We start from the raw sequence: 13,590 nt of genomic DNA on the forward strand, positions 1-13,590 counted from the left end.
ATTTCCAATAAAGAGGCTGGAAAAGAAAATTCTGGCCTTTTGGCTCAATAATAGAGCGATTCAGGGGGGATTAATCTATACTCTCTAGGTTCAAAGACTCTCTCATTTTAAGGCCATATCGTTTAAAGCAGCTCCTCTTAAAGGGGCTGCTTTTTATTTTACCCCTGTTTTACTTCGTGTGTTTAACCTTGTGTGTTTTATCCCGTATTTTGGTTGTATGTTTTGGCTAGCATGTTTTGGTGGGCATATTTTAACAGGTCTATAGTCGTAGAGGTTAAACTCTCGTCTTGACCGAAGCCTTGTGCATTGAGCCTCTGTATCGGCATTGAGGGCGATCATGCGGTCATCATGGCCTTCGAGCTAGACTCCACTTTGGGGATTACAGCAAACAACGTACGATCACGTATGATCTTGGTGGTTGTTTTGAAAACCACTATCCATCTGCACAATAGCCCGGTTGCTTTTTGTCTCCCTTCCATAACGAACACGAAGAGGCGCTTTGTGCATTTCTGTGGGGCCTTGGTGCCTGTAACATCTACAGCATCGGCCTTGGTTTCATGGTAGGCCCCCCCAGCAGCAGGATCACTCGCGGGTAGAGCTTATGTTCTTACTCTAATACGCGTAAGGCAAGGGATTTTTCTGTATCATCAGGCAACACTGGAACAGCAGTTTGGCCAAGGATAGGGCCATCATCCATTGAGATGCTGGAAGGTCGGGATTATCGTTAACCTTGGGGGTTATTCCATGGGGAGTGTTCGATTTGACCTTTCCTGTGCCAGGGTCAAATCCTGTGCCATGCTCAAGGGCGTTTTGGCGCTCGTTGAGCTCCTTATTTTGCAGAATTGTCTCTCAATAAAAAGGAAAGGTGTGGGTGAGGTTGTTTTTGGCGGATGCGGCATAACAGGGTTACCCGTTCAGCAGAAACTCCCCTTTCGGGTGAGCGGAGGCACGCTCGATAAAATGCTTGATCACTCGCGGGTAGAGCTTATGTTCTTGCTCTAATACGCGTAAGGCAAGGGATTTTTCTGTATCATCAGGCAACACTGGAACAGCAGCTTGGCCAAGGATAGGGCCATCATCCATTATTTCGGTCACAAGATGGACACTACACCCATGAATTTTTACCCCAGCCTCCAACGCTCTTTTATGGGTGTTCAACCCAGGAAAGGTCGGCAGAAGACTGGGGTGGATATTCAGCATTTTGCCTTCCCATTGGGTAACCAAGTAATCACTCAGCATTCGCATATAACCCGCAAGACAGACAAGCTCGATATTGGCTTGCTTTAACACGGCATGGATGGCTTCTTCATGGCTTTGGCGATTTTTCTTGTAAAGGGTGTGGTCTTCAACATGGGTGGGGATATGGTGGGCTTTGGCTATGGCAAGGCCTTCGGCATGGGGGGTATTGCTGAGCACAAGGCCAATTTCTGCAGGGAAAAATGCCTGTTCGGCTGCCTGTATCAGGGCGAGCATGTTACTGCCCCGTCCACTGATGAGAATAGCAATACGAGGTTTGGAAGATGGTGTCATGCAGGCAAACTCTTGGATAATTGCAAGAAAGTCTTGGGTAATTGTAAGAAAAGATAATTGTAAAAAAAGAAGATCATGGCAAGAAAAGAAGAAGGGAGAATAAGAAAAGAGGCGGCAAAAGGTGGCCGTTCCAGCTCTTATAGTTCTGTTATAGGTCAGTTCTATTATAGGCGAGGAGTTCTATTGTAGGTGGGGTTTATACCTCTCTTCTGGAATGGCCTTTCGTTTGACCTCTGAGCATTATGAAAAAGTGGGAAGGGGATTAAAGCGTACTGGAGTACTGGTGGAAGCTTCTACATGGCCGATAATAAAGGCTTGTTCCTCCCTACGGGCGAGGTCCTCAAGAACATGGTCTGGCTGCTCGGTGACAACAACCATACCAAGGCCACAGTTAAACACCTTTAGCATTTCTTCGGGTTCAACTTTACCGTTTTGGGCTAACCAGGGGAAAACCTTGGGCATTGGCCAGGCTGAACCATCGATTATACAGCCTAACCCTTTGGGGAAAATACGGGGCAGGTTACCAGGCAGTCCCCCACCGGTAATATGGGCTGCAGCTTTAATAAGCCCTTGAGCATGAAGGGCAAGAATGGACGCAACATAGAGGCGTGTGGGCTCCATTAAGGCTTCGGCCAGTGTGCGCTCAGGTTGGAAAGGGGCCTTTTCCCCCAAAGAATGGTTGGCTTGTTTGAGAATATGGCGAACTAGCGAAAACCCATTGGAATGAAGCCCTGAGGATGGCAAACCAATAAGCGTATCGCCTGCCTTAATGGGCTTGGGCAAAAGGGCTGTACGTTCTGCAGCCCCCACAGCAAACCCAGCCAAATCGTAATGGCCAGGGCCGTACATACCGGGCATTTCTGCCGTTTCACCGCCCACCAGGGCACAGCCTGAAAGCCTACACCCTTCGGCAATCCCCAGAATAATGCGCTGGGCATCGGCGACGTTAAGCTGCCCGGTGGCAAAATAATCTAGAAAAAATAGTGGTTTAGCGCCTTGAACAATTAAGTCATTGACACACATAGCCACCAGATCTATCCCCACGGTTGTATGGAGCCCGCTTTCTATGGCAAGCATCAACTTAGTACCCACCCCATCTGTGCAAGAGACAAGAACAGGGTCGGTAAACCCTGCGGCTTTAAGGTCAAACAATGCCCCAAAGCCTCCTATCCCACCCATTGTACCTGGAACAGAGGTTTGCTGAACAGCAGGCTTAATCGCCTCGACCAGGGCATCGCCTGCCTCTATGTTAACACCGGCTTTGTGATAAGTACTGGAAGAGGATGAGGGAGATTTTGCGTTAGGGCACATCGTAAGAAGAAACCTTGGCTAAAAACAACTATTGAATTTAACCAATAAAGTGCTTTACGCTGAAAGGCAACGTTCATAGACCGCCATTTTAGCCTGAAGGAAATAAATCGTTCCCCCCCAGTCAGTCCATTAGTCAGCCATTAGGTAATCCATCCGTCAGTCCTCCAGCCTTCACCAGCCAACACCCCAGTCATCCCTTAGCCAGATTGTATTTCCCACCAGCCAGCCCCAAGAGGAGGAATGCTCATGAGAAAACCTCCCCCACAGGAAGAATGATAGACACAGCCTCCCCCCTTTATTCTGTACCTCGTCAGTTGGTATTGCCCCTTATTTCCAGTACCGACTCTTATAAGATGGAGTTTATCGCGGGGACATCGAATCTTCTGGCACGTCATTGGTTGCTTCGCGAAGGGATAAAGGAGGAATGGCCCGAGCGACGATTGATCTTATGGGGGCATTCGGGGTGTGGAAAAAGCCATCTTCTCCATGTATGGGGCAGGGCTCACAATGCCCTTATCTTACCTGGCACGGCCTTAAGGGAAGGGATGCAGGAAGCCTTTCTCTCGTTGGTGAGTGCGCATGGCGGTGGGGCTATAGGCATTGATGATGCGGATTTGATAGAAAGTGAAGCCCTGTTATTGCATCTGATGAACTTTATTCAGGAACAAAAGGGGCATTTGGTATTGGTGGGGCGCTCCTCTCCCTGGGGATGGCGTTATCAGTTGGCTGATTTGCAAAGCCGTATAAGGGCATCGCTCTCCGTGCAAATGATGCCTCCCGATGATGATTTGTTGCGTATCTTAATGCTTAAACTGATGGCGTGCCATCAACTTGTGGTTTCAACGGCTGTGGTGGATTGGCTGTTGCAGCGCCTACCTCGAACGGCCCCAGCAGTTTATGAGGCGGTAGAGCGGATAGATCGTTTTTCTTTCCAGCATGGATTAGCCTTAACCCGCGAGGTTGCAGGCCAGGTCCTTCAGCAAATGGGTTGCCTGAATATGGAAAAATAGGTGCATCTATTGCAAAATTTGATTTTCAAACGGGGTTTAATTTTTTTTCAGAGTTGAATTGTTACAGGATGTCATTTTCCAGAGTTGAATTTTTAAAGATTTAATTTTTAAAGTGAAATTTATGGCTCAGAGACTTCGTCTTCTCCCCGGCCTCTTTTTCTTTAAAGAGCCGGCAAACCCCTTAAAGAGATAGCAAAAGGGCATAAGGGCAGTTATGATAAAATGAACATTCTGTGAGGCATATATTTCTACCAACTGGTGTTATAAAGGAAGGGAAAGGGGTAACAAAATGGTAACTTGCAAAAAGGCGGCTAACACTTTTAAGTGAAAGTCCAAGAGAAGAGAAGAGCATTCTCCTCAGAGCCTTAGGCCCTTAAAGGCTGTGTTTTACTTTCGCTTGGAGGGGCATGCGGGTTTGAATGTAGAATGATGAGCGAAACATGTTGAGAGAGTGGTTTATAAATACAGAAAATGTCCCCAACAGATATGTCATCCCATCCCATAACTTCCTCTGAGCCATTACAGGATAGCGAAAAGCCGTCCACCCTTGCTGCCCATAAGGGAGAGGATCATATGATGGCCTGCCAGCCTGAACGTTTTATTAACCGTGAGCTCTCCTGGTTGGATTTTAATCATCGCGTGGTTGAAGAGGCCGATAATACCCGCAACCCTCTCTTAGAACGGTTACGTTTTCTCTCTATCAGTGCCAGTAATCTCGATGAGTTTTTTTCTGTACGTTTTGCAGGTCTGGTAGGCCAGGTCAGGGAAGGATTGATCAAACCCTCTTCAGATGGGTTAACACCTGCCCAGCAGCTTACTGCAGTCAGGGAGAGAACGCGCCAGTTAATGAATGAACAGCAGCGCATATGGTTTAAATTGTGCCAAGAGCTAAAAAATAAGGGTGTAGAGGTCTGTGATACCACCGCCCTTTCCGAGCAGGATAAAAACTGGCTGCGTGATATTTTTATGAACAGGCTTTTTCCTGTCTTAACCCCTTTGGCCATGGATACTGCCCACCCCTTACCCTTTATTCCCAATATGGGTTTGGCCATGGTCATGCAGCTTAAGGGGGAGGCTGAGCGAATAGGGCGAGGGGTATTGATTGTTCTGCCTGGCCAGATAGAACGCTTTATCCGCCTGCCATTTCAGCCAGAATCGCCTTCTGTTCAGCGGTTTGTTGTTCTGGAAGAAATGATTGCCTTGTTTATGGATATTCTGTTTCCAGGGATGAAACTGGCCGAATGGGGGGTACTGCGCGTTATTCGTGATACGGATGTTGAGTTTGAAGATGAGGCCGAAGACCTTGTTCGCTCCTATGAAACCGCCCTTAAGCTTCGCCGGCGCGGAACTGTGATTCATCTGGATATCGACTCGCGTATGCCGCTGGCTTTGGCCCATGATATTGCCGACAGTATAGGAATAGCCGGTGATGAAGTGGTTATTCATAAGGGGTTATTAGGGTTAACCGATCTTCGCCATTTAATTACCGATTCTCGTCCCGATTTGCTCTTTCCTACCTATACCCCACAGTTTCCTGAGCGAATAAAGGAATTTGGGGGGGATTGTTTTGCAGCGATCCGTGCGGGCGATCTCTTGGTGCATCACCCTTTTGAGAGTTTTGACGTGGTTGTCCAGTTCCTTCGTCAAGCAGCTACTGATGAGGCGGTCATTGCGATTAAGCAAACCCTGTACAGAACCTCTCATAACAGCCCGATTGTTAAGGCCTTGATTGAAGCGGCTGAAAATGGCAAATCGGTTACAGCCATGGTAGAGCTGCGCGCCCGCTTTGATGAAGAAGCCAATATCCGCCTGGCCCGCGCCTTGGAAGCAGCTGGTGTGCAAGTGGTTTTTGGCTTTGCTGATTTTAAAACCCACGCCAAGCTTAGCCTTGTTGTGCGCAAGGAAGGGGGCCGGGTGCGTTCTTATACCCATTTTGGGACGGGAAATTACCATCCCATTACTGCCCGTATCTATACAGACCTTTCCTTTTTTACCTGTAATGAGGCCCTGGTGCGGGATGCCGCGCGCCTTTTTAATTACATGACAGGTTATGCACGGCCCGAAAAAATGGAGGCTATTGCCTATTCCCCTGTTACGATTCGCCCTAGCCTAATGGCCTTGATTGACGAGGAAATTGCTTTTGCCAAGGCTGGGCGGTTTGGCACGATATGGTTAAAAATGAACTCTCTTGTTGATTCTGCCTTGATTGACAAGCTTTATGAGGCTTCAGAAGCGGGGGTAAAAATTAGCGGTATTGTTCGGGGGATGTGCTGTTTACGCCCCGGTGTGCCGGGACTTTCAGAAAATATCCGGATTAAATCAGTGGTCGGGCGTTTTTTGGAGCATGCGCGGGTTTTTGTATTTGGCAATGGCCGTAGGCTTCCTTCACGTCAGGCCAAGGTTTATATCTCTTCAGCAGACTGGATGGAACGGAATATGGATTGGCGGGTAGAAAGCATGGTCCCTATTTATGATACGGCCATTCATGCCAAAATCCTTAACCAGATTATGGTTGCCAACCTTAAGGATACCCTCCAATCTTGGATGTTGCGCGCAGATGGCCATTGGGAACATGTGAGGATTGGCCAGCATCCCTTTTCGGCCCATAATTATTTCATGGCTAACCCCTCGCTTGAGAAAGACTATCACCGTAGGGAAAAACAACGCATGCTTCCCGCTACACCGCTTTCTGGTACAAAAATCACGTAAGGGCTGGAATGTTATATTGCATAAAAAGGGCTATTCGGTTACCCGTAAACAGCAAACCCCATCATTCGGGGGCCATGTCTAGACGGCTCCCTTATGGGGGCTTGGGTGTTATCAGTTAAAACAGGAGAGTGTATTTTACATGTCCCCTTACGAGCCAGAAATAACAGAAACGAGCCTTTTACCACGGTCTGCCCTGATTGATTTGGGTTCTAACTCTACCCGTATGGTTATTTTTGAAGGAGTTTCGCGTAATCCTCTGACAATTTTCAATGAAAAAGCAGTTTTAAAGCTTGGCAAAGGCCTCACCCAAACTGGCAAGCTCAATGCCCAGGGCATGAAACTGGCCTTAGATGTGGTAAGGCGTTTTAATACCATAGCCCGTGCCATGGGGGCTACTCCTTACGAGGTTATGGCAACGGCTGCTGTGAGGGATGCCACCAATGGAGCGGACTTTATTGCTGGGTTACAAAACCATTTGCCTGGTGTGCCGATCCGGATTATTTCGGGAGAGGAAGAGGCAGAATATTCGGCAACGGGGGTTTTATGTAGTATTCCCGATGCGTTTGGAACCGTAGCCGATATTGGGGGCGGTTCCTTGGAATTGATTAGGGTTAAAGAGGGGAAGGTGGAAGGAGCTAAAACCCTGAAGCTCGGTGTGATACGCCTTTCCGATCGTGCAGAGGGGAATTTGGTCAAGGCCCGTAAAATTGTTGAAGATGATTTAAAAACAGTGTCCTGGCTTTCAGTGGGTAAGGGAAAGGCGCTTTACCTGGTGGGGGGGGCGTTTCGTGCGCTAGCGCAGCTTTATATGCACCATACCAAATATCCGCTCAACATTATTCATTATTATACTTTATCTCCCGCTAAAGCCCAGGAAATGGTGACGTGGTTTTTATCAGGCCCTACCAAGGAGATTCAGAACTATTCGGCCGATCTGTTAAAACGGTTGGAAGACATTCCCTACGCTGCCATTGTTTTAAAGCGCTTGATGCAGGAGGTTCAACCTTCTGAAATCATTTTTAGTACAGAAGGCTTGCGAGAGGGATGGTATATGCAAAAAGTGGCTTTTTCTGTAGCAGCAGAAGAGCCAAGGCAGCAAATGGCCTATGAAATGTGTAAAAAATTTGGTCGTAGCATGCAATTGCCACGTATCCTCGCCAAATGGACAGATTTTTTACGCCCGTATGAAAAACCCTCTCAAACGGCCTTGCGGGAGCTGGCCTGCTGGTTTTCTGATATTGGTGCCCTTGACCATCCTGCCTATCGGGCGGAAGAAGGCTATAGGCGGTTGCTGCTTTTGCCTTCAATGAGTTTTAATCATTATGAACGGGTCTATCTTGCCATGGTTGTGGCCATGCGGTATGGGGCTGATCTTAATGCCCCCTTTATGCAGCCTACGCGCAAGCTTTTAGGTGAGGAAGATATTATGCGGGCCCAAGCGCTAGGGTTAAGCCTGCGTTTGGCCTATACCATTTGTGGTGGTACTCCTGATCTGTTGGAAGGTACAGGAATTGCCATTGAAGGGAAAAAACTGACCCTTCAACATCTTCCATCCCGGGTAGCTGTCATGGGGGAAAGTGTAAAACGTCGTATGAGCCGCTTGGCACAGGCCTTGAACCTGAAGGTAAAAATTGCAGAAACGGGAGAAGAGTGTGGGGGGTAAGTTTGTATGATCCCTTATCCTTCATGCAGTGCTTATTTTTAGGTACAAAGATGTTTGGTTCTTCGCTTAGGTGGACAAACCATTTCTGCAAGATTATGAACCTTCTTCTCTCAGGTTAACCAGAACCAGTCTGATAAAGCTGCGCTAACGTACGAAACGCCCCCCCCCATCAGGTAAAGCACCTTTCCCTTACCAGTTGAAAGCCAGGATGTTTTTAAATTATCTTCTGGCATTGCTCTGGTGGTATTGGTCTTTTGCGGTATTGCTCTGGCGATATTAGTCCAGGTGGTATGAGTTTGGTGGTATTTTAATGGGGAGATGATCTGGGATTAGGGGAATAGGAAACTTTCATTTCTGCCCTTTACTCAGCTTTTACCCCTTATGGGTTTTTTTCCTTTACGGGGTTTTAATACTGGCTTTAAGGGCGTTTTTATGATCCCTTGGCGGGGAGATGAGGTATGTTTTCTTACTTTACCTGAGTAGACTCTTTTCCGGAGACCTGAACAAGGAGTACCCCTTTTTCTGCACCAATCCACCCATCCCCTTCAAAACCCGTAATCTGCACATTGGGGTTATGTTTTAAAAAGGGAGGAAGAGAAATACGAATACCAGGAAAACCATGATCATCAGCGGGTTTCTGGTTCTTGGTATGAAAAATACAATACAGACCAGGATCCAGTGTCATCAGATGGCCTGTTACTTTCAGGTCATAAATTCTCTTTTGTATCGAAGCCTGATCAGGGGTATTGGGCGTACTCATCGGTCAGGTTCTAAAGCTTGATTAGCTCTTTTGCACCTATTGGTTTTATCGGTTTCAAGGCCTGTACCAGTTTAAGGCCTGTACCAGGCGGCTCATACGGCGTTTTACACTTTCCCCTATGATGGCTATCCGGGATGGAAGATGCTGAAGGGTTAGTTTTTTCCCTTCAATGGCAATTCCTGTGCCTTCCAACAGATCAGGAGTACCACCACAACTTGAAAAAAGCCTATGAGGCGGCAAAAGCTGATCCGGCATTTCATAGTGAGCTTGCCTATTATCTGAAACATTATGTCGGCCGTCCAAGCCCACTATGGTATGCCCAGCATTTAAGCGAACAGCTTAAAGATGCAAAAATCTATTTCAAATGTGAAGAGCTTAACCACACTGGTTCCCACAAACTTAACAATGTTATGGGACAAATCTTGCTCGCCCGCCGCATGGGGCGCAAACGCATTATTGCTGAAACTGAAGCGGGCCAGCATGGTATAGGCCAAACGCAGGCTTAACCCTAGCGCTTGGGCCCGCATAATATCTTCCTCACCTAAAAGCTTGCGCGTAGGCTGCCTGACTAACTAGCGTATGGATTGTCTAGCTAAAACGATTTTAAAAGCCGGTCAAGATAATCCAGCTCCTGTTGCGGGCGGGTTCTATCGGAATCTCGTTTACGGAGCTCTTCTTGAATGGCCCGAGATTGATTCGGGCTGATTGTATCTGTCAGGTTGGTTTCGTTTGTATTGGGAGCAGGGCTGCCCCCATTCTGCAATTTGCGCCCTAAAGGGTCTTCATCAGCTTTTTGGGAGGATTCCTGTGCTGTTTTCCCCGGTTTATTGCCAAAATGATGCGGCTGGGCTCCTCCGGAGGAAAGAAGTGGAAATAACACTGTTCTGCGTCCACTTGCTCCTTGTTGGTTTTGTAAGGTTTGCTGCATATTCTGTTGGCCCTGCTGGAGGGCATTTAAAGCGGTTTTTTGCTCATTAAAGGCAGCAGAATCATCCCCATGGGATAAGGCCGTTTGGGCATTATGCATGGCTGTTTGGGCTTTTTTGAGGGTTTCTGGTATTTTTCCCCCTGAGAGTTCTGCATATTCTGTTTGGAGCTCTTTCAGGGCGCGGGCTAAGGCGTGCTGCATTTTTTGTTCGGTTTTTCGTTCGTCCTGTTGGGGGGTGGTGGGGGTCACAGAGCCATCGGGTTTAAAGGCGTCTGGATGCTCTCTGAATTGTTCGGTAAGCGCATTGGGTGGTGTTATGGCAAGCTGGTTGTCTTGTTCACTCTGCTGAGCAGAAAAGGCAGAGTCCTCTGGCTGTTCCCGTCTTTTTTGGGTGGTGTCAAGCAAGGCTTTCTGGTGCTGTATCATCTCTTTTACAAGGGCCTGCTGCTCGTTAAATTGTTGCTGTAAGGCCAGTTGTTTGGCCAGGTCAATCACATCTTCGGGGCGGGCCTGGCGCATTCCTTGGAGAGAGTCTGCCATATCTTGCAGGTTTTTAAGGGCCTCAGCCGTATGGTTGTTTTCTGCATTTTGCTGGAGCTTTTCCATATCTTTAGAGAGAAAGTTCTTCACCAACCCATCGACTGGCGCCATGGAGGGGAGGGGCATAGAACCATTATGGGCCTGTTGCATCAGGCTTTCCATCTTATGGAGTACGGCCTGTTTAAGGCGTTGAAGGCGCTGTTCCAGCTCGGCCTTTTCTTCCTCATTTTGGCCTGCTGGGCCCAGGCGGTTCATTCGCTCAAGTTGTTGGTTTACGGCTTGTTGGGCGGCTTTCAGTTCAAGCGCTGCCATCAAGGCTTGGGGAGAGGTCTGGTGCCCGGTTTCCAGGTCTTGAGCAATCAGCCACATTCTGTCCAGCATTTCGGCAATCATCGTCTCATGGGGAATAAAAAAGGCACCAGCCAGCCAGGATAGGCTAGAAAGATTAACCACAATGCCTGGGTCTGTTGAAGGGCGGCCAGGTATTTCCGTTAAACCTGCAAGGTCTTCAGAAAGGGTTTTGCGTTTGATATGGCCCAGATAAAATCGTTTGCGCATTTTCTGCAAGGCCGCAGCTGTTGGATTGCGAAACACAGGATGAGGTAAGGTAAGAGGTAAAGGTTTACTGGTCGCTACCTGCCCTGTGATATCGGTGACACTGAGCTGGGCATTGACACGTTCCCCTGCCCAGATACTATCTGCAAGGTCAAGCTGTGTGTGACCGGTATAGGTTTTGGGTTGGCCATCAAATGCCAGGCGTTTTGTCCAATGGCTGGGCATTCCCTTTGGTGGAGGGGTGAGAGGGGTTAGGGTTAGGGTGATCTCTTTAAGGCCATAAGGCTGACTGGCCCTGTAGTCTAACTGGATTTTGGTGGTATGGGGGACAATAGAAGGGGGGGAAAGCCAGCTTATGGCAGGGTGTGGGTTGGGAGTCACCTGGATTTCCAGCTTTTTGATGGTGCGGCCCCGTGCACGTATAGTCAGGGTTGTGCTGGCGAGAAGCTTTGTGTGAAGTTGCCAGTCTTTTCCACTGGATTGGGCAGTAAAACGATTTTGGGAGAGGCTGTGAGGTTCAGCAATAAGGGTGGGTGCAGAGCGGCTATGGCTGACTGTTAGGGTTAAAACAGCGTTCTGCTCGGTGGTAATTTTTTGAGCATTTGTGTCTAAAAAAATGGGGGGATGGTTGGTATAAGCGGGGGGAACAATCCAGGCCTGAAGGGTGGGCAAAGGGGTAAAGGGGGTATCCACGCCAGGCCAGAAGGCGGAATATAACATTTGTGGCGTGGCCTCCCCTGTGTAAAACAAGGCCGCAACAATAGCGGGTATGACAAAATAGATGGGTTGAACATGGTTTTGCGTCAGGGAAGAGAAATGAGGCCAGCCAGTTTTAAGTTTCCGGACTTTCTTTTGGGTACGCGCAAGGTGGGCCTGCCATAAAAAGGAGGAAAATCCCTCTGCAGGTTTGTCTTCAAGGGTTGTAAGGGGGTGATGGGTCAGCCTGGAGGCTTCTTCTATCCTTTTATTGACGAGGCTTTTGGGGGGAGAAACCATAGCATGTATGCCTCGGTAAATGAACCACCCACATAATGTGGCCAACCCCACAAGAAGAAGCGCACGGGCCTCATCTGGTAAAAGTTGGGGCCAGCCTAAAAGCCCCAGGAAAGTATAGAGACAGAGAATAACAAAAGGAAGCGAGAGCGCACGAAAGATCTGCTCAAGCCAGAGAATGAAGACAGCCCGCCTTTGGGCTCTCTCAAGGGTATGAAAACCAGAAAAATACCTGAAAAAAGGTAGGCGCATTCTTACGTTTCAGTTTCTGTAAAAGGGATAGTTTCCCTCTCCCAAAGGGCAGAAAGGGGAAGCCGGGGTGTAATAACAGACCATTGCCCGTTCTCAATCATCACCTGGGTCGCTAGCGGGCGGGCATTATAGGTAGAGCTCATAACGGCACCATAAGCCCCTGTATCTAAAATAGCAATTTGGTCGTCGGGTTGCAAATGGGGGAGCACCCGATCAGAGGAGAAAGTATCTCCACTTTCGCATACAGGGCCAACAACTGCCACATGCTCCTGAGGCTGAGAAAAGGCGGCTGTGCGGAGGGGAAGAATGCCATGCCAAGCTTCATACAAGCTGGGCCTGAGTAAATCATTCATGGCAGCATCGATGATTAGAAAGGTGGTGAGACTGGTTTTTTTCTTACGAATGATTGTGCTTAACAATACGCCGCACGGGCCAATCAGCCAGCGGCCTGGCTCTAGGGAAATTTTAACATCCAGTCCGGAAAAATGTTGGCTAAGACACGCAGCTAATGAAGAGATGGACCCTTCTTCTTCTAGGCGATAGGAAATACCCACCCCTCCCCCGCAATCAAGGGTTTTAACGGTAAGGTTTTGTTCTCGGGCTGCTCTAACCAGCCCGGCCAGACGCTCAAAGGCTACATTAAAAGGGGCCATGTTCGTAATCTGGCTGCCAATATGGCAGGCAAACCCAAGGGGTTCTAGGTAGGGGTGGGCCTGGGCTTTGGCGTAAAGGGCCAAGGCGTCATCAAATGCAATGCCAAATTTATTTTCGGCTTTACCAGTGGTGATTTTGGCATGGGTCTGGGCATCGACATCGGGGTTAACCCGTAAGGCAATGGGGACCTTTTTTTGCAAATGGGTGCAGACCTCGGCCAGCATTTCCAGCTCTTCAGCGCTTTCAATGTTGATTTGCCCAATCGCGTGGCTCACGGCTAAGGTCAGCTCCTGATGGGTTTTGCCCACACCAGAGAAAATCATTTTAGCAGGGGGAACCCCGCTGTGAAGGGCCTTTTCAAACTCTCCTATGCTGACAATATCCATCCCCGCTCCTTCAGTGGCCAGCAGGGAAAGCACGGCAAGGTGGCTATTGGCTTTCATGGCGTAATGCAGGGCAATGTCTAGCCCTGTTGCCTGCATGGTGGCTTTTAAAAGCCGATACCGCTTGCGAAGAAAGGTGGCATCTATAACCCAGCACGGTGTACCACACTCAGCAGCAATATCGCTAAGAGCGACGCCGCTCATGCTCAAGCCCTGTTCAGTAAGGGTTAGGTTGGGACGCTTTTCCATAAGGGCCTGAAGGGAGGGGTCAGCATGCTGGAGGGGGGAGGACGTCATAAAAA

The 13,590-nt window shown here is 48.6% G+C and carries 8 protein-coding genes and 1 pseudogene; 4 read left to right on the forward strand and 5 right to left on the reverse strand.

Features of this window, described 5'->3' with window-relative positions; genetic code table 11:
• Positions 1-906: 906 nt before the first annotated feature.
• On the reverse strand, positions 907-1,530 hold the full coding sequence (purN, locus tag JGUZn3_RS06740) for a phosphoribosylglycinamide formyltransferase (protein WP_203412809.1): 624 nt from the start codon (positions 1,528-1,530) through the stop codon (positions 907-909).
• Between the two features lie 240 nt (positions 1,531-1,770).
• A complete protein-coding gene (gene purM / locus JGUZn3_RS06745) occupies positions 1,771-2,841 on the reverse strand; it encodes a phosphoribosylformylglycinamidine cyclo-ligase (RefSeq protein ID WP_203412810.1) in 1,071 nt (356 codons plus the stop codon).
• Positions 2,842-3,113: 272 nt separating this feature from the next.
• Here purM and JGUZn3_RS06750 point away from each other — a divergent pair, with 272 nt between their 5' ends.
• The 3 genes from JGUZn3_RS06750 (at position 3,114) to JGUZn3_RS06760 (ending at position 8,223) form a co-directional block, all read left to right on the forward strand.
• Positions 3,114-3,851 (forward strand): P-loop NTPase family protein, encoded by a 738-nt coding sequence (locus JGUZn3_RS06750; RefSeq protein WP_203412811.1) that lies wholly within the window; start codon positions 3,114-3,116, stop codon positions 3,849-3,851.
• 471 nt (positions 3,852-4,322) lie between these two features.
• On the forward strand, positions 4,323-6,560 hold the full coding sequence (locus JGUZn3_RS06755) for an RNA degradosome polyphosphate kinase (protein ID WP_203412812.1): 2,238 nt from the start codon (positions 4,323-4,325) through the stop codon (positions 6,558-6,560).
• A 139-nt stretch (positions 6,561-6,699) separates the two neighbouring features.
• Positions 6,700-8,223, forward strand: coding sequence for a Ppx/GppA family phosphatase (locus JGUZn3_RS06760; protein WP_203412813.1), 1,524 nt, complete (start codon positions 6,700-6,702; stop codon positions 8,221-8,223).
• A gap of 466 nt (positions 8,224-8,689) precedes the next feature.
• Here JGUZn3_RS06760 and JGUZn3_RS06765 read toward each other — a convergent pair whose 3' ends face one another.
• Entirely contained in the window at positions 8,690-8,983 is a 294-nt protein-coding gene (locus tag JGUZn3_RS06765; protein WP_203412814.1) for a hypothetical protein, read from the reverse strand.
• Positions 8,984-9,198: 215 nt separating this feature from the next.
• Here JGUZn3_RS06765 and JGUZn3_RS06770 point away from each other — a divergent pair.
• Positions 9,199-9,471, forward strand: a pseudogene (locus JGUZn3_RS06770) (pyridoxal-phosphate dependent enzyme); the annotation flags it as partial.
• Positions 9,472-9,575: 104 nt separating this feature from the next.
• On the opposite strand, the gene JGUZn3_RS06775 reads toward JGUZn3_RS06770, so the two are convergent.
• Positions 9,576-12,251, reverse strand: a complete 2,676-nt coding sequence (locus tag JGUZn3_RS06775) for a DUF4175 domain-containing protein (RefSeq protein ID WP_203412816.1) — start codon at positions 12,249-12,251, stop codon at positions 9,576-9,578.
• Positions 12,252-12,253: 2 nt separating this feature from the next.
• Positions 12,254-13,585: a diaminopimelate decarboxylase gene (gene lysA / locus JGUZn3_RS06780; protein WP_203412817.1), complete on the reverse strand. Its 1,332-nt coding sequence runs from the start codon at positions 13,583-13,585 to the stop codon at positions 12,254-12,256.
• Positions 13,586-13,590 lie beyond the last annotated feature (5 nt).

The organism is Entomobacter blattae, assembly GCF_014672835.1.
In the GTDB taxonomy this organism is placed as follows: Bacteria; Pseudomonadota; Alphaproteobacteria; order Acetobacterales; family Acetobacteraceae; genus Entomobacter; species Entomobacter blattae.